This is a genomic window from Pseudomonas yamanorum (genome assembly GCF_013386765.1).
Lineage (GTDB): Bacteria > Pseudomonadota > Gammaproteobacteria > Pseudomonadales > Pseudomonadaceae > Aquipseudomonas > Aquipseudomonas yamanorum_A.
Genome location: NZ_JACARE010000018.1, coordinates 341,613 through 362,116, shown reverse-complemented (window position 1 = coordinate 362,116; position 20,504 = coordinate 341,613). Strand labels below are relative to the sequence as shown.

Genomic DNA, 20,504 nt, shown 5'->3' with positions numbered 1-20,504 from the left:
AGCTGGGGTCACCTACGATCTATGAAGCAGCCAAACCAAGTGAATACTTGTTCTACTTAAATGCCGAACTACCCAAATATGATCGGGTTATTTAGGTGAGCTCTTGATCCATTTAAATGCCAAGAATCGTGGAAATTCCCATTTCTTTGGGTATAAAGACTGAACCTTGTTATTAGGGATCGGTTCGGACATGCTAGCCAATTGAAATCCATATTTGGCGAACGTCACTATATATCGCTCAATTGGCCGATGGATGTGCGTGGTTTTAAACTCGGAATCAGATAAAGATATCTTGAAGGGAGCCTTAATCATCAGCTCTTTGCTATAAGAAAACCACGACTCTTTTTCATACCCCCAATATCTTGGCCAAAAGCACGGATGAGGAATGGTAGCTACAAATTCATCGCCTTTTTGTGCCACCCTTGAGAGGGTTTGAGCAAATTTGTCGAGCTGCGGATCTGCCGATAACATCATGGCTGCTAGAAAAACATTTTTCTCGGTTCGTGACTTTAGATGAGTTTCGCAGTCTTCAAAGTCAGAGTTGATGAATTCAATGTTTGAAAAAAATGACAGTATAGATTTCGCAATGTTAATGCTCTGCAACGATGGTTCGACACACACGACTTTTTTAAACCTTGCGGCTAAGCGGCCCGTAAGCTCACCAGTCCCAGAACCGATGTCGACCAAGGTTGCCTCATCATCCTGACCAACAAGTGACTCAACCAATGGAGCCATGACATGAGTAAATGTGATATCTAATCCGTTGAAGATTTGCTGATGCCGTTCTGAGGCAAGGCAGTCCCACTCATTGGCCAATTCTTGGGAGGATATGCTGTCAACGTACGAAAACCGTGAGCTCATAATTGGTTTTCACCTTTTTTTTGAGAAATATTTTTAGCTATTTGCACAAGCTCGTAGGCCAGTTGAAATGAGGGGTGTGCGCCAGAGCTGAACTCCTCAACTACCTGCTTATCTGCTTGCGCTCTTCCAATGGCAACTTTACTGCCGTCCCTACCATAGAATGCGATAGTAAAGCGGGCGCTTGGGTCACTGAGTAACTCCCGGCCATACACATAAATCTGAGCCCCTTTCGTTTCCAGCTCTCTCGAAAAATCAGTATGGTTTGGGAGACAAATTATCAGCTCACCGTTTTCCGCTTTTTCACGCAGCAAGTTCTGTGACTTATCACCTTTTGCCCAACTCATGTCACGAGTCCAAATTGCTACTCGTCCTCCATAGGCTATCCAATGAAGCATGTAGTTGCGAATAGAATCAGGGTCGGATTGTTTAAATACTCTTTTTCCTTCTGCTACATATATCTCATAAGACACTAAAAATATGTACAGAAAAACCAAAACCACCCCGACTATCGATATGACCGACGCTGAGGCCGGGGTTAATTTTTCCACATCCACAAGGGGGTAGACAGTTGCAAGTAACGCAACCATGCTCAGAAAAATAAGAACCAACTTAACAGTTAACGCTAGTACGTTGCGGGAGTGTTTCGGGCGAGGCCATTGCGCTTTTTTTCTAAACATCCTTGTCACCTCAAAGCAAATCCGCTGGAGAAAATTCTTCGTACGTAGCCATTTTGGGCAGTGCGCTGATTTTACAGCATTGATTTTCATAACATCCTGCCCTGTGTTGGTCGCAGCGAGTTTACCGCTTTTTTCTGCACCTGCGATGCTGCGTAGTGCGTCACTGGGGATGAGAGCGGAGGCCTATTCTTCAAGGTAAGAAGCTGGTCGCCCCTAAAAGGGATCAGATTTTCTGATTCTGCATAAAATGCATGACCAAACCAGAAATTAAGAAATCGAATCAGGCAATCCGACCGACGCTCAGCGCTAGAATGACGCCATCACGCAGGCTCGCTGGTTTCTCAGATGCTACGGCCATCTAGGCAATAGACATGCAAACTGAAAAACCTTAGCTTGCTGAAACAAGGGATCAATGGAGCGAAAACGGGATGAATGACTCTTTTTCCAAGCGCAACGGATTTCATCGCACCCAAGAGCGTGAAATCACCATCAGGGAGGATGCGCCTGAGGAGCTGCGTGGGTATTTGGTTCAACTGGCCTACGAGTGCGGATTCAAGCCCTCAGGTCTGCGGGCTATTCTTTGTAAAGCCCTAAAAAAACAGCCTGATTCGAACAACTGGAGCGAATTTCCCAACGTTGACTGGGAGGTGAACAATCTTCTCCAGGAATGTAAGTGGTACAAAGTTTATGACGTGATCGAGCGCATCCAAGCCGATTTGGGTCAGTACAACTACAACCCTGATACTTACGAACATTTTCACACTGAGTTAAATGACTATTTCGTAGAAAATGGCATTGGTTGGAAGCTTGTAGATGGCCTTGTCGAAATTCGCGGCCCGGAATCATTTGAAGTCATCGTAAAGAATGCTCGGGAGACCGAGCGCGCATTCGGCCACGTGACAGCTGGGAAGGAGTTGCACGAAGCAATTGGAGATCTCTCCCGTCGCCCCTCTCCTGATCCAACAGGTGCCATCCAACATGCTATGGCATCATTAGAGTGTGTTGCCCGAGAAATCACTGGTGATGTCAAAGCGAATCTGGGTGACATTCTCAAACGACACAACACCATCATTCCTCCCCCACTGGATCAGGCTGTAGCAAAAGCTTGGGGCTACGCATCTGAAAATGGTCGGCACATACGCGAAGGGCGAGAACCTTCATTCAATGAGGCTGAGTTGATAGTTGGCCTATGTGCCTCTCTCGGTAATTACCTTATTAAAAGTACGCAGGCGGACGAGCCAAATTGAGCACAGGATGGTGATTTCCATCCCTGCTAATGGGCGCGACCATCACTGCAACAATGGTGGAGTGAAATGGTGCTGCCCCTGTGAAATACGTAGAAAATCTCGCAGGCTCGCACGCCCATTACCGTGCTGAAACGTCGCGATCACGTAGCGTGAGTTCTCTGTGGTAAGTACCCAAAATCGACCCTCGCGCTCCGCCTTAATCACGTCAGAAGTCCGGATCAGATGACCATCACCAAACCGCCCATATTGGTCTTTACGGTTGTGACCAAACACGACGCCTAATCCGGCACGAGCCTTTATGGATACTCTGCAGAGATAGGCTGTTATCGGTTTGTCGAAGCCTTGCGCTTGTGCTTTTAGGATTCGTTCGAGATCGAAATCCGTATGTCGTTTTCCATGAAAATTCACATCCAGAGTGTTCAACATAATTGCGCTCCTTTCGCAGCCCGTATGGCGTTACTAGGAAATCCACACGGAAACATCTGCGCTGATATCGTGTGGGATTCTTGGTAAATCTCAGGCTGTACGAATCATGTTCGCGTGATAGATCGGACGAAGGTTGCTCAGTGCATCAGTGTTGAAGCCAGGTTGGTGAGAACTGTGATACTTGGAGCCGTTCTCCACATCTAGAAGGCACACAACACACTCGTTTTGGTCTTCGCCAAGCGTCACCTTGGTCAGTGCTTCCATGCGCCATCCTGCGGAGCCATTCATATATGCCGGCGTGACCACCTGAACGTCGGTGATGATCGTCTCCTCGTCTTGTGCAATCAGCACCTGCTGTAGTCGAGGTTCACTGTCGATCATTAGAACCACTTCTGTGGTTTGGCCCTTGTGCTGAGCCTGGACGGTGACGTGATACCAGTGATTTCGAAGAACTTTGGATACCTGATGCCATTGGTACTGGCCTTCACCAAACATCCCCGGCATGCCAAGCATATCGGCGTCGTGTGTTCTAAACATTGTATTTCCTGAGCCTCAAAGGGCTCCGTTACGAAGCGCATGTTAGAAGAAGGAAAATACTTCCTTCAGGCTGGCAGGCTGTTCATGGCCAGGGCCGATCAAGACATAGACAGTGTTCCTCGTTTCGAACACGACCCCGTCGTGGAAACCGGTGCACATGCTTGAACGAACCCAATCCCCCCTCTCGAAACGACCTTGGCTATCCTCGACCACGTTGTGAGCAAAAACGATCATTGGGAGCTGGCCCACTGCATGCAGTTTGGCGAGTTCGTCGGGAGTTACTTCGATTCGAAATATTGTCCAGTCTCTGACTAGGCAGTAGGGCTTTCTAGGAAATTGTTCGACTGATAAAGCTCGTGCCTCGGAAGTACCTAACAAGCCCTCAAGGGGCGTTCTCGGCCCTTTCATAAAGTCGGGCTCTTGGACGCTAGCCATAGGATTTACCTCAATTAATAACCCGGAAATTGACAATTCAACCCCGCTTGTTGGCGCTCGCCCCTCGCAAAGAGTCTCTCCGCACGGCAGCTGCGTTGGCTTGGAGGCGTCAATCGAATCGCGGGAAGCCAGCCTGAAAGCGCTGATCGCACCATAATACGGATGATAGTCCGTGTTATGGTTCTCCGCAATATGGCCTTATCCTCGATTTACTTGGGGAAATGTAATGGAGGCCGCAGAAGCCCTGGCTGTAGTAGTACGAGCATTGCGAAGAAGAAAGGGTTTTACGCAGGAAAACCTGATCACGATTGACCGTTCCTACTGGGGCCGGATAGAGCGTGGAGAGGTGAACATCACGATTGATGTGCTCATTCGTCTTGCAGCGCTGCTGGAGGTGGAGCCGGCCTCGCTGATTCTCATGGCGACGTGTCTACAGTCCGATGAGCCGTTTAGGGAGGGGCTAAAGCGTCTGAATAAGCAGCTAAATAGGATTTCGAAGGACAGGATTGATCAGGAGATGGAGTCATTAGCACAAGCAGGAAAGCTGCCGCCTGGTCGACCTGTCCGATCCGATGCGGCGCAAAAGGCGGCGGAGGCTAATCGCCTGAATAGTGAGGGCGTTCCGGTCGCTGAGATCGCGGAAGCGCTGGGACTGTCGAAGACCACTGTTCGCAGATATCTTAAAACAACCACATCCGAGCAAACTGATTCCGAATGATTTTTCAACGACAAGCTCCCGGCTAGAAATGTCACAGGAAGGACTGCTTTGGAGAATTGCATAGGAACACCTTGGCCCAACGGATCTTCATCAGGTTATAGGCGCGACATGGGCGGATGTCCGGTTGACCGTTAGTAAAACAGTATCTATTCCGTTCATGCTGAGCCTTTAGCGGATAGACGATTCGACAAAGGAGGTCGGTAATGCGAGAAAGCGGCGAATTGGAAAAGGGGCGGCTTGAGCTGTTACGTAATGATCTGGCCAAAAGATTAGTAGGATTTTCTAGCGACGCTCCTACCATTGATATCTACGAACTGAGCAGCTCGCGATTGCATCGTGAGGATTTTCCAGTGCCGGAAATGCTCTTGCTTATGCTGCGAAATTTTCTGGGTTGGAAATGGTATGGGCCTCGCGAGAAGGTTCGCTGGACAGTCTATGGCACATTCAGTGGAGAGCCAATCGCCATTGAGCTCGGCAAATTCGGCCTTAACTTGCTCAGCTCGCTAGCCCTGAATAAGAGTAGAAAGCGTATCGAGGGGCAGCTCAAAAGCGCTGTAAACATTGTCGAGAAATTCCTCAAACCGGTGCTCGAACGGCAGGTTTCTTCAGGCAATGTGACTATCGGCAATCACCTCAATGAATTCGTGTCACGTTATGAGTTTTTCCGAGGCCAAGCAGAAAAAGCGTTTCGACGTGCCAAGCGTAAAGCTAAGGAAAAGCTCAAGGAAGGGCACGAATTTCCTCAAGGCTTCATTTCTACGCTTATGAATAGCTACAACCGGAGCATAAAGGCGCAGCAGGAAGGCTTTTATCACTCGGTTGCCATGGTTGATGCATATTTCAGCGCCTTAGAGCATAGATTGAATTTGCTCCGTGCCTTTACCGGCGTTCCTTTGCCTGAGGATGGTTTCAAAGCCTTCATGTCTAAGACTTGGAATGAGAAGCTCGACGAGCTTTTAGGAGCAAATCCATCGCCTAAAGCACGGAAAACGCTTCAGGGAATGCGAGATATCAAGGAACGTATTCGTAATCCATTCGCCCACGGTGGTTACGAAAATGATAAAGGGGCGTTGCATGTGCATATACCGAGCATCGGAACCGTTCCTGGGAATATGACAAAATTTGGCAAAAGTGCCCGGTTCTCTTTGATCCCTATAGGGGCCAATGATCACGAGTTAAATTGCGCCATCTTCGATGATGTAGACAAGTTGCTATCCATGGGGCATCTCGCCGGCGCCTACCGGCTGATGGAGGCTGGCATTGACCCTTCGTTCGACGAAGAATCGTTGCAGTCTTACAAGGAGGCAACCTCGGGCGGGGAGGAAGCGTTGGAGAGGTTTATCGACCACTGGAGTCATCTGTGGGAGCTTCACACCAACATGGACTACTAGCGCCTGGAGGGACAGACACTCGTTACTATCAGACTCCCAATGGCTGCGTCGGTCTCTAAAAGGGCAGGTCTTCATCTCGTATCCCTTCAGGCTCCTCTGGAGTTTGTGGTGTCAGCGCTTGATAGATACTTTCAAGGCGAATCTGTAACTCATCAAAGGTGACCACAAGCACATCCTTGAGCCCATTTCGATATTGCTCAAAAGCTTCCTGCTTATCCTCTTCTTCCGGAGTGCGGCCAATTATGATGATGGCCGCAACTGCATGTGCGTGAACACGCTCTTTGAAGCCACGCGCTAGGCTATCTATCTCGCGCTGTACGTTGCTTCGCTGACTGACGATCTGGGCGACCGATCCACTCAGTTCGAAGGACGGGATATAGGTTTGCCGGTACTGTCTCCCCAATAGATCATGCTGGGGATGTTTGATCTCGATCAACGCAAGGTTGCCGGTAGCCTTGGCTGCCATTAGGAAGTCGGAATACTGCCCACCCCGACCACTAAAATTCTTACCGCCTACGTAGGGTTGGTCGGCAACTTTCTTAACGGGGTATCCAAAGGCCATGTCGAGAATAAATGGGTTTCCGCTGAGGAAGCTCTGCCATTTCGGCTCCGCAACGTTGCTTTCCATCATTTTTTTATAGACGTCAATGAGCTGGCCAAGGGTGACCAGTTCAATCTCCGCCTTCAGGTTGTAGAGAGTGTGTGGTGCGGATTTCGCCAGGGTAGGGACGCTCTGTTGCGCCAGCTTGACTGCCTGCTGCTGATCATTAGATGAAAGAGTAGGCGTCGCCGACCCCAATGAAACTAAGCTAGCAAGCAGATCCGGAGGTAGCTTTCGTGCCTTGGCTGGGTACAGCTCCGGCGCTGCCTGATACAGCAAGCTGGTGTAACAGACGAGTTTTTTGTCCGCTGCAGTCTCTCGCTGATGTCGCTGCGTCAATCGATCCAAGCTCTTCTTCAGACGGTCAAGAAGATCAACTCCAATGTAGAACTCGTTGCCCTTAACCTTTGCAGCGTTGCTACCAGTACCGCCGTGCAGGATGAGCGTGTCCACTCCCTCCAACGGACTCAGCGCGTTTACTAGGTATCGGTATTCGTAATGAAAACCTAGGCCGTATCGCCAATCCTTTGATAACCCAGCTGGTATACCGCTAAGCAGCTCATCGACTTCGTACTCATCGGTCGGATGTGTATAAGGTTGGTAAACGGGTCTGGTAATGATGATCGAAGTGATGGCTTCGTACTTGGGCTGAGCGTATTCAGGATGTTCAGACCGAGCATTGATGGGATAAAGAGTCAGATACTCCGGAGCCACCTCCAAAATCAGATGCCAACCAGGCGCATCATCTAACAGAGCGACATCGCTGTAGTAGACACGAGACGTCCCATAGATCTCGTCGCTAATCGACTCATACTCCTCTCCTAATTCGACGGCCTTAAGCTCCTCCTCGGTCAGCACCACTGCGTCACTAAGATCAATACGAAGGAAAGGCCCTCCGTCGGTGCGCTGCTGCATGGCGTATTGAGAGGGGCGCATAGAAGGCATTGGCGATCATCCTTGGTCGTAGGGCATCTTTATAGATCGATTTGGAACTAGGGATGTAATTCCACGATAGGCGACTAGCCATACCCATCTAAAAGGGGATTGGGTCGTCGAATAGTACAGATGCTTTTCTCGGCACTTGCGGAACGATCAAGGGCGACACCACGAAGAGATTGACGATGTCCTCTCTATCCATGAAGAGGATCTGACTCCGCTTGGATTGATCGAGCTTGCCACCGATCCAGTTTCTAGCAGCCTTGGTGATTTCTCCACCCGCGACGATGAAAGCGTGATCGACCAAGACGCGTTTGCTGAGCTCTGAATCAAAGATTTCGTGGCCCAACATCATCAGCACCTGGTTATGGATCTCGGCGACGTTGGCTTGTCCTCCCTTCGTCACTCCGGAGGAATCTAGTTTTCCCTTCTTCACTTGGATGCCAAAGTAGATGACGTGCTGGGTGGGAAGCGTGAACTTCATCCAGATGTCTTTCCCATACTCCAAGGCTTTGTCTTTGTGCCCTGCAGATGTGATCCGAGCGAATCCTAACTGCCTGAACAGAGGAAGCAGGACATGCTCAATCAGATCGTCCTCTGAGCACTGATCAAGGTACAAGATCAGCTGATTTTTCTTCTCAATTTCTGCGGCAGAAAGAGGACGGTGGGGGCTCGCGGATTCATTTCCTATTGCGCCGGTGCGGCAGTGACGCAGATAGCACTGGTCGTCATCTGCAAAGAATGCCTCAAAGCCCTCGCGCTTGATCGCTCCGTTTATTGCCATGAGCGCGTTCAAGCGGGGCGGCTTCTCGTTGAAGGCATCTTCATTATCCATGAGAAGGCGAATCACACGGAGCATTGCATCTGGTGGCATCAACGGATTTGAGCTTGGAAAATCCAGGATTTTTTGAAGGACATCCGCAACCCAGAATCGGCGCGTTGAGCCGTCATGGACGAAATCTGTGTCGGCGTCCCTGAAGAACCGAGTCAAGTTGGGGCCGGTGAGGTAGCGGAAATAGCCTTCTGTGTTGTCCCCGCAGATTAGCTCCGCGACTTGCTCTGTCGTGCGCGCTTTCCATTTCATGCTTCGCCCCACTCTTCAGCCCAATCCAAATGGTTGATCCGTGCTCTGATCAGGATAACCCGTTCCCTCGGTACATTGGCGCAAACATGCCGGCAATAATCCTGGCGTCGAGCAAGGCGTGGTGAGGCAGTTCCTTACCCTCGCTAGTCGGAGTAAGTGTCGTTGCGTCAGTAGGAAAGTTACGAACGATTCTGGGCCATCGCCCGCCGTCATAGACTAGATCGCAAAAAAGCTCCCAGTCGTACTGGGGAGCATCAGTGACGATCTCGACCTCCTTTTTGAACGACGTCAGAAACCTGAGCAGCGACATCCTGGCTTCAACAATGGGCAATGCGTAGCTCCCACCCCACAGCTGCGGAAGCACGATTTCCTTAACGAAATCACTGCAGTCTTCTTCTTGCCAAGCATCGAGCAATTCCACGTAGAATTCGCGCCCATCCTCAGCCACCAATGCGAGTGATATCAGCTTCGCAGCCGCCGAGAGCTGGGAAAACTCGCAATCAAGAAAGAGCCTCACTTGTTAGAACTCCGTAATGACTAGGGCTCGCCTGGATATGGCGCAGGAAGGTCAGCTATGGGAAATGGCCCTCGAGCATCTTGGCTCAGACGGACTCCTCCAAGCGGTCATAGAAATGTGGAGCCGCGCCGCCCCTCCACCCAGACCATTGGTTGAACACCTGTCCAACAATGAGGTGAGTCAGGACGTCTTGAGCATACTGAAAATTGCCCAGCAGCGGGTAGGTGCCATCGTGCCAGGTCGAACGCCTGATGCAGGCACAGTCACGCTGTACGCTCGTCACGCTAGCAACTTAGTTGATGGGCTCATTACACTGCTGCCAAAGGCGCAGCTTTCGCGAGCCTTGCGAGGCTCTTGTATTGAAATCGAATTGGGGATTTGACGTCTCCGCAGGCTCCCCGAACACCGGTCAGCAACAATCCTATTAGAACTTGCCCAGCGAAATGCGTCCCTTTGAGATGTTCTATGAGCTCTGATTTAACTGAAGAAGAAATGCGTCATGCCCTTTTCGGCACACCTCAGCCAGAGGAGCAAGTTTCTACGTCGCTAGTGCCGGAGCCCGTGGAAGAAGTTGTGCTCGCCAAACCGCTGGTCGCTCCAGCAGCGAAGAAGAAAGTGGCAAAAGCATTTACGCCTAGGCTGAAGGTCACGCTTCGGGTTGGAAACGAATTCGAGGGGAAGATGCATGAGTTTATCCACGAGGCCGACACGTTGAGCTCGTTGCTTGCTGAGCAGGAGGCTGTGAAGGCTGCTAGGAAAAAGTACAAGTATGTGGAAGTGGTATCGGTTAAATCGATGTAGACGCGCCAACTAATCTGGTTGGGCGAAGGGTCGACCCCTGCCTGGATCATTGATCAACCATCTTGCCTGGCCGAAGGGGCCTTCAGATCGCTCGCGTGTAACTGCTCTTGATGCCATTGGCGCTGATGCTATAGGATCAGAACAGGAGATGGCATTCCTCCTTTAACCGCCTTCGTGCTGATGATGCCTACGTGAACCCTGGACAGGGTGCGTAGGTGTGCCTCCCTGTCCTCCAATTTAGGACAGGATATGATCTTACCCTTCGAGTCTCGATTTCTTCTCTGCACCTGCCCTCCGCCTGTTATTCCATTCAGGTCTGATGAGGTGGGCTCGCCATGCTGAAGTCATTAATCGTCATCGCTGTTGGCGCTTCACTTGGAGCTTGGTTGCGTTGGCTCTTGGGGATGAAGCTGAATGCTCTGTTCCCAACGATTCCTCCAGGTACTGTGGTCGCGAACATGGTTGGGGGTTACATCATCGGCTTGGCCATCGCCTTCTTGGCCGCATCTCCGACCCTAAGCCCAGAGTGGCGTCTCCTGATCATCACGGGCTTCTGTGGTGGGCTTACCACCTTTTCCACATTTTCAGCCGAAACGGTTGCCTTGATTCAGGAAGGCAGACTGCTCTGGGCGCTCGGCTCAATTTCGTTGCACGTCGTAGGTTCGTTAGCGATGACTGCTGCCGGGCTTCTGTCCTACCAAATGATTGGTACTCGCTGAGGAGATCGAAATGAAAGGCTTTATGGTCGTTTTCTTTACTCAACAAAACCGTCGCTATCAGGGAAAGATGCTAGGCGAATGGATCGTCGACGTGGCTAAAGAAATGGGTTTGCGAGGCGCCACGCTCTGCACTGGAATCGAAGGGTTTGGGCACACCGGAAAACTGCATTCATCGCACTTTTTTGAGCTGGCGGATCAACCCACGGAGATTCGCTTGGCAATCACGGAAGATGAGGCAGAACGGTTGTTCACACGACTGGACTCCGAGGAGATATCGGTGTTTTTCACTAAGACGCCAATCGAGATGGGCACCCTTGGAAAAACGCCTTCCAGCGCAGCCCCCTCCACAACTTCGGAGCTATGAACATGAGCTACGCGGACATCCCAGCTGGCAAAGCCATCCCCGATGACTTTTTCACCGTTATCGAGATTCCTGCAAACCACACTCCGATCAAGTACGAAGTGGACAAGCCAAGTGGGCAGATCTTCGTTGACCGCTTCCTCAGCACACCGATGTTCTATCCGGCCAACTACGGGTTTATCCCGAACACGCTGAGCGACGATGGTGATCCGCTGGACGTCCTGGTGGTTTGCCCTTATCCCGTCTCACCTGGCGTTGTCATCCGCAGTCGCCCGGTGGGTGTGATGTACATGACGGACGAAGCTGGTGCGGATGCCAAGGTGATCGCAGTGCCTCATGAAAAACTCAGCTCAATGTACAGCGATGTAAAGGAGTGCTCAGACCTCCCTGCGTTACTCCTCGCACAGATCCAGCATTTTTTCGAAAACTACAAGGCACTGGAGCCGGGTAAGTGGGTGAAGATGGGGCGTTGGGGGAGCGCGGATGAAGCGCGGGAAGAAATTCGCAAGTCGGTAGCAGCGTATATCCCCAAATAGGCTTACTCCAGATTGAAATGCCACAGTCGGAGGATCGCGCTGAGGTGCGGGCATTTATGGTGGGTTTCAGTTGCTTCAATCATCAAATATCCGGGGAACCACACGCCTGTAAGGAATGATCAATGTTCGCTCGCCTATTGAGGATATGCGCTTGGAGCGTGCTCCTGAGTTTCGTGAGCGAGCCTCTGCCGGGGAACAGGCTGGAGGCTGATTAGGGCTTGGTGTAAATCGTTACAGGCTATGTGCCCTGCCGCGTTGGTAAACCTCGGATGTTAAAATAATCGCTTTGGATCAAAGCGTAAGGACACTGATGACTCACAGCAGAACTCCCGCAGAAACCCCTAGAGCAGCCGCGATCCTGGCTCGCTTCCTATCGTCGGAATCCGCTGGCGGTCTCGTACTGATGGGCGCAGCACTCGCGGCCTTAATTGTGGCTAACTCGCCTCTCTCGCAAGGTTATTTTGCCGCCTTGCACAGTGTCTGGCTGGGCATGTCTGTGGAGCATTGGGTCAATGATGGCCTGATGGCTATCTTCTTCCTGATGGTCGGCCTTGAGATCAAAAGGGAGGTTCTGGCAGGCGGGCTATCCACTTGGGGCCAGCGTGCCTTGCCGGGATTTGGTGCTATAGGCGGCATGGTGGTGCCTGCGCTGATCTACATCGCAATCAACTGGGGGAATTCTGAGACCTTGAAGGGGTGGGCTATCCCTGCCGCTACCGACATCGCGTTCGCCCTGGGCGTCTTGTCGCTCCTAGGTAAGCGAGTCCCTACGTCGCTGAAGGTCTTCCTCGCCGCCTTGGCGATCATTGACGACCTGGGTGCTGTAGTCATCATCGCCTTTTTCTACACCACCGGTCTTTCCATGCCGATGTTGCTGGCATCGCTCGTAACCCTGGTCATTCTGATCGCAATGAATCGATTGGGCGTCAGACGATTATTCCCTTATTTGCTGGTCGGCGGTGTGCTGTGGTTCTTCGTGCTGCAGTCGGGAGTGCATGCCACCCTTGCGGGTGTCGCTGTAGCTCTGTGCGTCCCAATGGGCAAGCCTGAAGAGGAAGCCCGGTCTCCACTGCTATTCCTGGAGGAAAAGCTGCACATGTGGGTTGCGTTCGCTGTGGTGCCGATTTTCGGCTTCGCCAATGCGGGCGTTTCACTGGCAGGTATTTCCATGGAGAACCTAGTCGATCCGGTTCCTCTGGGTGTTGCGCTGGGCTTGTTGGTGGGCAAGCAGATTGGCATCTTCCTATTGGCTGCTCTTGCCATTCGTATGGGCCTGGCCAAACTACCAGAAGGCAGCAATTGGGCACAGCTTTACGGCGTTGCGCTCCTGTGTGGCATCGGCTTCACCATGAGCCTGTTCATTGGCAACTTGGCGTTTGCTGGATCAGCTCACCTGATTGACGAGGTAAAAGTCGGCGTGTTGATCGGTTCGACCTTGGCTGCAATCGGTGGAGTCCTGATTTTGCGTCGCAGCGCTGCGCCTGCCGTTGCCACAGCCACTCTATCGAGGTGATTAGAAAATGAGCTGACAGCAGAATTTCTCTCCATCAGAATTTCTGCTGTAGGAGCACCGTCTAACGAAGTGCCATCATTTTGTCGTTAGGATCACGATACAGTGTGCGACGGCATATCGAAGCCGAGATATGCCGGTGAGGGAGGCCGTCGTATTTGGTGTTCTATAGCAGTCATGTGGGGAGTAACGAATCTTGTCAGCCGAGGGACGTTCAAAGGGTGTTACGACTGAGTCCCCATGGATGGTATTTCTGGTATTCCTGCGCCTAGGTCTCACTTCTTTCGGAGGCCCGATTGCACATCTAGCTTACTTTCGCGAAGAATTCGTTGCCCGACGCCAATGGCTGAGCGAGCGCAGTTATGGGGATTTGATTGCCCTGTGCCAATTCTTGCCGGGGCCCGCCAGTAGCCAGGTTGGCATAGGTATAGGACTTTCTCGTGCCGGATTTCCAGGAGCAGTCGCTGCGTGGGCAGGTTTCACATTGCCTTCGGCAATAATCTTGGTTTTATTCGCTCAGGGTATGTCCGCGTGGGGAGGCGCGTTTCCGAGCGGTCTTTTGCACGGTCTTAAAATTGTCGCGGTGGCTGTCGTTGCTCAAGCCGTCTGGGGAATGGGCCGTAGTCTTTGCACTGATGCCCCTCGAATAACCGTCGCCGTGTTTGCGGCTTATGCTGCAATGCTTTGGCCACATGCTTGGGGGCAGATCGGCGTGATTTTCTTCGGTGCCGTCATAGGACTAATGCTCTTCAAAACCGATCAAAGCCAGACTACTGAGTCTTTGCCGATACCGGTGAGCAGGAAAGTCGGTGTGGTGTCGTTGCTGCTGTTCTTCGGCCTGTTAGCTGGCCTGCCATTGCTGGTTCAGTTGTGGCCCTCACAAGCGTTAGCTGTGGTAAACGCCTTTTTCCGCGCCGGGTCATTAGTTTTCGGAGGTGGGCATGTTGTGCTGCCGTTGCTTCAGTCGGCGACCGTGCCGAACGGATGGGTAGCCAATGACACGTTTCTTGCCGGATATGGCTTAGCACAGGCCGTACCAGGCCCACTTTTTACCTTCGCAGCATTTCTTGGCGCGTCCATGAATGCCCAACCTTCTGGTTGGCTCGGGGCTACCGCGTGCGTCGTTGCAATTTTTGCTCCTTCGTTCTTGCTCGTAATCGGCGTGTTGCCATTTTGGGAGCAACTGCGGAAAAGCTTACGCACCCAAGCCGCACTTTCAGGCGTAAACGCAGCAGTTGTAGGCCTTCTCCTGGCAGCCTTGTATAACCCAGTCTGGACGAGCGCCATATTGATTCCTACAGATTTTGGCTTGGCGCTGATAGCGCTTGTGGCTTTGATGTTCTGGAAGGTTCCTACATGGTTGGTCGTCCTGGCGGGAGGTCTTATCGGATGGTTACTCAGCATTTTATTTTGAGGTCGGCTAAGCGATGCCGTCAGGACGGGTCGCTTAGCGCACGCTTACAGTGTTCTGCGTTGTTGATGCAGCCGATGAATTTGATGAGCCGAAGGTGCAGAACTGAGAACATGCATTGCGACCTGAATTTTAGATTTCACACAGCTCGTTTTTTTCAAATGGGCTAATGGCGAAACTGATCCGGGAAAGGTAATTTTCAAACTTTTATTCAGGGACGACTCACATGCCTGTCAGAATTCGAGCTGCAGTGGTTACAGATGCACAGGCAATCCAGCGCATTTATGCTCCCATAGTTTCGAACACGGCGATCTCATTCGAAGAGACCCCGCCAAGCGGTGAGGAGATTGCTCAGCGGATAGCGACGACACTTCAGACGTATCCCTACCTAGTGGCCGAAGAAGGTGGGGAGATCGAGGGCTACGCCTATGCCAGCCAGCACCGCGCACGTCCAGCCTACCGGTGGGCGGTGGACGTGACGGTGTACGTAGCTGAATCGGCTCGCCGTCAGGGCGTTGGCCGTGAGCTCTATGAGACTTTGCTTCCGATCCTTGAAAAACAGTGCTTTCGTGCAGCTTACGCCGGAATTGCTCAGCCCAATGAAGGCAGTGTGGGTCTGCACGAGTCGCTGGGATTCGTCCACATCGGTACATATCCGGAGGTTGGCTTCAAGCTTGGGAAATGGCACGACGTCGGCTACTGGCGGCTCGGACTGTGCCAGGCAACTCCGCCACTGGAGCCTATTCTCTTCCCCGATCTTGAAGTCGTATAAACAGTAGGCGCACTCGATTTGCTTCGCGAGCCATCAGGCTTCGCTTGTGAGATAGCTTTGGACTTGGTTGACTACATCTCGAGCGGAGCGGGTCACTCCGATCAATGTAGCGGAGGCTAGCCCCGTCCAATCGCCGTAGCCCACCAGCCACAGATTAGGTGAAGCAACACTCCGGTTTTCATTCACGGCGACTTTACCGTCATCGTCAACGATACCCAGGTTGCCCAGGTGGTCGAGCGCTGGAGAAAACCCAGTGCACCAGATGACGACATCCACCGCTGTTTCGTCTCCTTATGACCAAACAACGCCTGTTGAAGTGAAGTGCGTGAATGGCCGTACTGCGCTCAATACACCGCGTTCACGAGCGTCCTTCACCGATGGCACCATTACGATGTCGCCCAGCCCCCCAGCGGGTTGTTCAGGCTCCACACCTTCCTGTTGCGCCTTCAATCGAGCAGTAGCTCGTTCGAACAGGACGCGCCCATCAACCTCATCAGGTAGAAACTTTGGAGCCTTTTGAGTTACCCAGATTGCCTGAGCCACTTTAGAAACCTCGGCGTAAATCTGGGCTCCCGAGTTGCCACCACCCACGACAAGGACGGTTTTCCCCTCAAACTCATTCGGCCCAACGTAATGAGCGGAATGAAGCTGCTGCCGTACGAACAACTCCTGTCCGGCATAGCTAGGGGTAAATGGGCGGCTCCAGGTGCCTGTTGCACTGATAACCGCCTTGGCATCCCAGTTTCTATCCCCGGAGACAACCCGTAATCCTTCTTCGATTTTTTCGACACGGGTCACCCTGGTGGATCGGATGATGGGGAAGTCATATCGACGCTCGTACAGAGTCAGATAGTCGATAACATCATCACGGTGAGGCGTTTCTTCTGATACGGCAGGCATCGGCCAGCCCGCAATCGAGCTCCATGCCGATGGAGAGAAGAGTCGCAGCGAGTCCCAGCCATGCCGCCAGGCTCCTCCTGGTGCCGACTCCGCATCGAGCAGCACGTAAGACAAGCCTGACCGCTTCAAAAAATAGGCGACTGTCAGCGCTGATTGACCACCGCCAATGACCACAACATCAAGTTTCGAATTCTGACTCACCAGCATCCTCCAGGCTCAATCGCGGCACCTCACCGTTGTCGTATCAGACTCTGCGACCGTGCTCATCAATGACGACTTGTCCGTCTTCTTTGACGAAGCTGCCGCGCTGCTCCTGCGGTAGAAGGTCGAGGACTGCCTCTGACGGACGACACAAGCGTGTACCCAAGGGCGTCACGACGATGGGGCGATTGATGAGGATAGGGTGAGCCATCATGGCATCGATGAGCTGTTCGTTCGTCAGCGATGCATCGCCCAATCCCAGCTCTTCGTACGGAGTGCCTTTGATACGCAAAAGAGCCCGCACTCCGATACCCATATCCTCTATGAGTCTGACAAGTGTGGTGCGATCAGGCGGGTTCTTCAGGTACTCGATAACCGTCGGTTCTTCCCCGCTGTTACGGATCAACTCCAAGGTGTTGCGAGAGGTGCCGCATTCGGGGTTGTGGTAGATCGTGATCTGGCTCATATCGCTTCCTCGTACTGACGTTAGATGGAGCGCTGGTTGACGCGTTTGGAAAGCTCTTCGGCGGACTCTTTACGCTCGGAGTACCGATCAACCAAATAATCCTGGCGATCCCGCAACAGCAGGGTGAACTTCATCAGCTCTTCCATCACGTCCACGAGACGGTCGTAGTACGAGGACGGCTTCATACGACCTGCCTCGTCGAACTCGGTAAATGCCTTGGCAACCGAAGATTGGTTTGGGATGGTGAACATCCGCATCCATCGGCCCAGTACGCGCAGCTGATTAACCACGTTGAAAGATTGCGAGCCACCGCAGACCTGCATCACTGCAAGGGTCTTTCCTTGCGTAGGTCGTACAGCACCTATCGCCAGCGGAACCCAGTCAATTTGGGCTTTGAATACTGCACTCATGGAGCCGTGACGCTCAGGGGAGCACCACACCTGCCCCTCAGACCATTGCATCAGCTCGCGCAGCTCAGCGACCTTGGGATGTGTATCGGCGGCGTCATCCGGAAGCGGCAGACCCGATGGGTCAAAGATCTTGGTTTCAGCGCCAAACTCATTCAGCAGGCGTGCCGCCTCTTGCGTGACTAACCGGCTGAATGAGCGCTCTCGCGTTGATCCATACAGCAGAAGAATGCGAGGTTTATGGAGCGAAGGCGTGCGAGGCGACAGTTGCTCCAGCGACGGAATGTCGATCAGGTCGGCGTGTACGTTCGGCAATGTGTCTTGCATAAAAACTCCTACGGCGGCGCCAGGTTGGACACCGCCTCGGTTGATCTTTAAAGCGAACCGATGCGATCCAGTTCAGCTTTCAACTGTTCAGCGCTGATGATCTTCAGTGGCAGCGCAAGAAATGCGCTCACGCGCTCGTGAATTTTGGCCAGTGTGGCTTCAAACGCTGCGGTGATCTCGGCTTCCGACCCGCTAGCCTCAGACGGGTCGGCCAGCCCCCAATGCGCTTTCAAAGCGGGCCCGAAGAAGATTGGGCATGCCTCACCCGCAGCCCGGTCACAGACAGTGATCACGATGTCTGGAGGCGAGCCTTCAAAAGCATCCGAAGCCTTGCTGCTCAAGCCCGCCGTGGAGATACTCGCCGCCTCCAGCGTTTGCAATGCCCGTTGATTCACCCGGCCACTGGGAAAGCTTCCTGAGCTGACGGCTTCTACACCCTCGGGCGCCAAGTGGTTGAAAAGCGCCTCGGACAGAATGCTGCGGCAGCTGTTGTGGGTGCACATGAACAAGACTTTCATCAGAAGATTCCTTGATTCAGAAACTGAGGCGCAGTGCCAGGGCGGACAATGTGGCGACGAGGATGGGCACGGTCAGCACGATCCCGGTCTTGAAGTAATAACCCCAACTGATCGTTATGTTTTTCCGGGCGAGCACGTGCAGCCACAACAGAGTTGCCAAGCTCCCAATTGGGGTGATCTTCGGGCCCAAATCGCAGCCGATGATGTTGGCGTAAACCATCGCTTGCTGGACTACACCATCGACTTCAGCGGCATGAATGGATAAGGCGCCTACCAGAACGGTGGGCATGTTGTTCATGATCGAAGACAGCAACGCTGTTAGCAGCCCTGTACCAAGGGACGCGCCCCAAACGCCATAACCGGCGAACACGTTCAGGAACTGCGCGATGTGGTCGGTCAGGCCGGCGTTCTTCAGGCCATAAACAACCAGGTACATACCCAAAGAAAAAATCACCACCTGCCATGGCGCCTCTTTGAGCACCTTGCCTGTGTTGATGGCGTGGCCACGAGCCGCGATGACGTAAAGAATGAATGCACAGACCGCTGCAATGGCGCTGATTGGCACCCCTAATGGCTCAATGACAAAGAAGCCGATCAGCAGTAGTGCCAGCACCCACCAACCGGCTACAAAAGTGGCCCGGTCGTGGATCGCCTCGTCCGGATTGTCCAGTTGGTTGAGGTCATAGGTCTTTGGTAGATCTTTGCGGAAAAACCACAGCAGCATGGCTAATGTCGCCGCCACGCTGACGATGTTTACCGGCACCATGATCGAAGCATATTCGTTGAAGCCGATATCGAAGTAGTCGGCAGAAACGATGTTTACCAGGTTGGAAACCACCAGCGGTAAGCTCGCCGTATCAGCGATAAAACCGGCTGCCATGACGAATGCCAACGTAGCCGCAGGAGAAAAACGCAACGCCAGCAACATCGCGATCACAATGGGTGTGAGGATCAATGCTGCTCCGTCATTGGCGAACAGGGCCGACACCGCTGCGCCCAACAGGACGATAAATGCGAACAGCTTGCGCGTGCTCCCGCCTCCCCATCGGGCCACATGCAGCGCAGCCCACTTGAAAAAACCTGCCTCATCAAGCAGCAGACTAATGATGATGACCGCGATGAAAGTCCCAGTGGCATTCCAGACAATGCGCCAAACCTCTGGTATGTCGGCAAGGGTAACGACACCTGCCAGCAACGCCACGATGGCACCGAACATCGCACTCCAGCCAACCCCAAGCCCCTTGGGTTGCCAGATGACAAGGACGATGGTGGCGATAAAGATCAATACGGCAATCAGCATTTCATTAATCCGGTTAGGCGTGACTCAGCTACACACGGTTTGGTTGATCGGACGGTCGTTCATGCCGCAGAGGCGCTTAGCCTCGGTTTCCAGCCATTGCTGATTGGCGTCTACCACTTCCTTCAAAACTGCAGTCACCCACGCGGGTAAATCAGGATTCAGGCGGTAATACACCCACTGGCCTTGGCGACGATCCAAAAGCAAACCGGCAGAGCGCAGCAGGGCCAGATGACGAGAAATCTTAGGCTGACTCAGGTCGAGTGCTGCCGTTAGCTCGCATACACACAGCTCACCTTCACTCACGACAAGCAGCGAAATTTTTGCTCGGGTGTCATCCGCCAGGCACTTGAATAAGGTGGTGGGGTTCATGGGTTCTGTCATAGATCCTCCAGGTGTTTGGTCTTGACCAAAACGAAGAGCTTGATGCGCTCGTGGATGTCGTGGAGCGTATGGCGAAATGCGCCAGGATCATCGCTAGTTACTGGGTCAGGAAAATCCCAGGCAATGACTTCACCTGCACTGGGCATTGGTAGGCACTCGCTTGCGGATTTATCACAAAGAGTGATTACGTAATCGAATCGATCAGCTTGAAACTCGCTGAGGGACTTGCTGCGCAGGCCCGTTGCATCGACTCCAACTGCCTCCAATGCCTGAGTGGTGCGCGGATCAACCTCAGACGGTTCAGATCCTGCACTGAAGGCCTCGAAGCGCGGGTCGGTGTGCCGCAGCAAAGCCTCTGCAAGCAGGGAGCGGGCTGAGTTGGCAACGCACACGAAAAGCACTTTGATAGCAGGGCTCATGGTGGAACTCGATGCATACGGAAAATCGAATATACGCTTTGGCGA

At 52.6% G+C, this 20,504-nt stretch carries 24 protein-coding genes, 1 pseudogene and 1 riboswitch; of the genes and pseudogenes, 10 read left to right on the top strand and 15 right to left on the bottom strand.

Annotation, left to right across the window (positions count from 1 at the left end; translation table 11 throughout):
• Positions 1-87 precede the first annotated feature (87 nt).
• Positions 88-861 (bottom strand): class I SAM-dependent methyltransferase, encoded by a 774-nt coding sequence (locus HX875_RS15000; RefSeq protein WP_177015401.1) that lies wholly within the window; start codon positions 859-861, stop codon positions 88-90.
• Entirely contained in the window at positions 858-1,628 is a 771-nt protein-coding gene (locus HX875_RS14995; protein ID WP_177043736.1) for a hypothetical protein, read from the bottom strand. The genes HX875_RS15000 and HX875_RS14995 overlap by 4 nt, the downstream gene beginning before the upstream one ends.
• Before the next feature lie 338 nt (positions 1,629-1,966).
• On the opposite strand from HX875_RS14995, the gene HX875_RS14990 reads away from it, so the two are divergent.
• Positions 1,967-2,785: an AbiJ-NTD4 domain-containing protein gene (locus tag HX875_RS14990; RefSeq protein ID WP_177015399.1), complete on the top strand. Its 819-nt coding sequence runs from the start codon at positions 1,967-1,969 to the stop codon at positions 2,783-2,785.
• Positions 2,786-2,827: 42 nt separating this feature from the next.
• Here HX875_RS14990 and HX875_RS14985 read toward each other — a convergent pair whose 3' ends face one another.
• The 3 genes from HX875_RS14985 to HX875_RS33150 form a co-directional block, all read right to left on the bottom strand.
• On the bottom strand, positions 2,828-3,211 hold the full coding sequence (locus tag HX875_RS14985) for a hypothetical protein (protein ID WP_169907392.1): 384 nt from the start codon (positions 3,209-3,211) through the stop codon (positions 2,828-2,830).
• 90 nt (positions 3,212-3,301) lie between these two features.
• Complete coding sequence (locus HX875_RS14980) at positions 3,302-3,748, bottom strand: hypothetical protein (RefSeq protein WP_177015398.1); 447 nt, start codon at positions 3,746-3,748, stop codon at positions 3,302-3,304.
• A gap of 42 nt (positions 3,749-3,790) precedes the next feature.
• Positions 3,791-4,156 carry a DUF6957 family protein gene (locus HX875_RS33150; protein WP_371318517.1) on the bottom strand — a complete coding sequence of 122 codons (366 nt, stop codon included), beginning with the start codon at positions 4,154-4,156 and terminating at the stop codon, positions 3,791-3,793.
• 253 nt (positions 4,157-4,409) lie between these two features.
• Here HX875_RS33150 and HX875_RS14975 point away from each other — a divergent pair, with 253 nt between their 5' ends.
• Both HX875_RS14975 and HX875_RS14970 read left to right on the top strand, forming a co-directional pair.
• Positions 4,410-4,901: a helix-turn-helix domain-containing protein gene (locus HX875_RS14975; RefSeq protein WP_169907394.1), complete on the top strand. Its 492-nt coding sequence runs from the start codon at positions 4,410-4,412 to the stop codon at positions 4,899-4,901.
• A 203-nt stretch (positions 4,902-5,104) separates the two neighbouring features.
• The gene (locus HX875_RS14970; protein WP_177015397.1) at positions 5,105-6,292 is read left to right on the top strand and encodes a hypothetical protein; all 1,188 of its coding nucleotides are present in this window, start codon (positions 5,105-5,107) and stop codon (positions 6,290-6,292) included.
• Between the two features lie 55 nt (positions 6,293-6,347).
• Here HX875_RS14970 and HX875_RS14965 read toward each other — a convergent pair whose 3' ends face one another.
• The 3 genes from HX875_RS14965 to HX875_RS14955 form a co-directional block, all read right to left on the bottom strand.
• Positions 6,348-7,838, bottom strand: a complete 1,491-nt coding sequence (locus HX875_RS14965; RefSeq protein WP_177015396.1) for a Shedu immune nuclease family protein — start codon at positions 7,836-7,838, stop codon at positions 6,348-6,350.
• 88 nt (positions 7,839-7,926) lie between these two features.
• Entirely contained in the window at positions 7,927-8,913 is a 987-nt protein-coding gene (locus HX875_RS14960) for a hypothetical protein (RefSeq protein WP_177015395.1), read from the bottom strand.
• A gap of 49 nt (positions 8,914-8,962) precedes the next feature.
• Positions 8,963-9,430, bottom strand: coding sequence for a 3'-5' exoribonuclease (locus HX875_RS14955; protein ID WP_177015394.1), 468 nt, complete (start codon positions 9,428-9,430; stop codon positions 8,963-8,965).
• 465 nt (positions 9,431-9,895) lie between these two features.
• Here HX875_RS14955 and HX875_RS14950 point away from each other — a divergent pair, with 465 nt between their 5' ends.
• The 7 genes from HX875_RS14950 to HX875_RS14920 all read left to right on the top strand — a co-directional run bounded on the left by HX875_RS14950 (position 9,896) and on the right by HX875_RS14920 (position 15,540).
• Complete coding sequence (locus HX875_RS14950) at positions 9,896-10,231, top strand: hypothetical protein (RefSeq protein ID WP_055135308.1); 336 nt, start codon at positions 9,896-9,898, stop codon at positions 10,229-10,231.
• Between the two features lie 135 nt (positions 10,232-10,366).
• Positions 10,367-10,428: riboswitch (Fluoride riboswitch) on the top strand.
• A 138-nt stretch (positions 10,429-10,566) separates the two neighbouring features.
• Positions 10,567-10,950: a fluoride efflux transporter CrcB gene (gene crcB, locus HX875_RS14945; protein WP_055135309.1), complete on the top strand. Its 384-nt coding sequence runs from the start codon at positions 10,567-10,569 to the stop codon at positions 10,948-10,950.
• A 10-nt stretch (positions 10,951-10,960) separates the two neighbouring features.
• On the top strand, positions 10,961-11,314 hold the full coding sequence (locus HX875_RS14940; RefSeq protein ID WP_008438039.1) for a DUF190 domain-containing protein: 354 nt from the start codon (positions 10,961-10,963) through the stop codon (positions 11,312-11,314).
• Between the two features lie 2 nt (positions 11,315-11,316).
• Positions 11,317-11,847, top strand: a complete 531-nt coding sequence (gene ppa / locus HX875_RS14935; protein ID WP_055135310.1) for an inorganic diphosphatase — start codon at positions 11,317-11,319, stop codon at positions 11,845-11,847.
• 310 nt (positions 11,848-12,157) lie between these two features.
• Positions 12,158-13,360, top strand: a complete 1,203-nt coding sequence (gene nhaA / locus HX875_RS14930; RefSeq protein ID WP_055135311.1) for a Na+/H+ antiporter NhaA — start codon at positions 12,158-12,160, stop codon at positions 13,358-13,360.
• A gap of 241 nt (positions 13,361-13,601) precedes the next feature.
• Positions 13,602-14,771, top strand: a complete 1,170-nt coding sequence (gene chrA / locus HX875_RS14925; RefSeq protein WP_159936671.1) for a chromate efflux transporter — start codon at positions 13,602-13,604, stop codon at positions 14,769-14,771.
• Between the two features lie 223 nt (positions 14,772-14,994).
• A complete protein-coding gene (locus HX875_RS14920; RefSeq protein ID WP_055135313.1) occupies positions 14,995-15,540 on the top strand; it encodes an arsinothricin resistance N-acetyltransferase ArsN1 family B in 546 nt (181 codons plus the stop codon).
• Between the two features lie 33 nt (positions 15,541-15,573).
• On the opposite strand, the pseudogene HX875_RS14915 reads toward HX875_RS14920, so the two are convergent.
• The 7 genes and pseudogenes from HX875_RS14915 to HX875_RS14885 all read right to left on the bottom strand — a co-directional run bounded on the left by HX875_RS14915 (position 15,574) and on the right by HX875_RS14885 (position 20,459).
• Positions 15,574-16,647 (bottom strand): annotated as a pseudogene (locus HX875_RS14915) (ArsO family NAD(P)H-dependent flavin-containing monooxygenase).
• Between the two features lie 37 nt (positions 16,648-16,684).
• A complete protein-coding gene (arsC, locus tag HX875_RS14910) occupies positions 16,685-17,107 on the bottom strand; it encodes an arsenate reductase (glutaredoxin) (protein ID WP_007247287.1) in 423 nt (140 codons plus the stop codon).
• Positions 17,108-17,127: 20 nt separating this feature from the next.
• Positions 17,128-17,841, bottom strand: a complete 714-nt coding sequence (gene arsH, locus HX875_RS14905) for an arsenical resistance protein ArsH (protein WP_038443860.1) — start codon at positions 17,839-17,841, stop codon at positions 17,128-17,130.
• Between the two features lie 47 nt (positions 17,842-17,888).
• Positions 17,889-18,359: an arsenate reductase ArsC gene (locus tag HX875_RS14900; protein ID WP_177015392.1), complete on the bottom strand. Its 471-nt coding sequence runs from the start codon at positions 18,357-18,359 to the stop codon at positions 17,889-17,891.
• 16 nt (positions 18,360-18,375) lie between these two features.
• Positions 18,376-19,659, bottom strand: a complete 1,284-nt coding sequence (locus HX875_RS14895; RefSeq protein ID WP_177015391.1) for an arsenic transporter — start codon at positions 19,657-19,659, stop codon at positions 18,376-18,378.
• 24 nt (positions 19,660-19,683) lie between these two features.
• Positions 19,684-20,040, bottom strand: coding sequence for a metalloregulator ArsR/SmtB family transcription factor (locus tag HX875_RS14890; RefSeq protein ID WP_175385216.1), 357 nt, complete (start codon positions 20,038-20,040; stop codon positions 19,684-19,686).
• Entirely contained in the window at positions 20,037-20,459 is a 423-nt protein-coding gene (locus tag HX875_RS14885; protein WP_177015390.1) for an arsenate reductase ArsC, read from the bottom strand. Before HX875_RS14885 ends, HX875_RS14890 begins: the two co-directional genes overlap by 4 nt.
• Positions 20,460-20,504 lie beyond the last annotated feature (45 nt).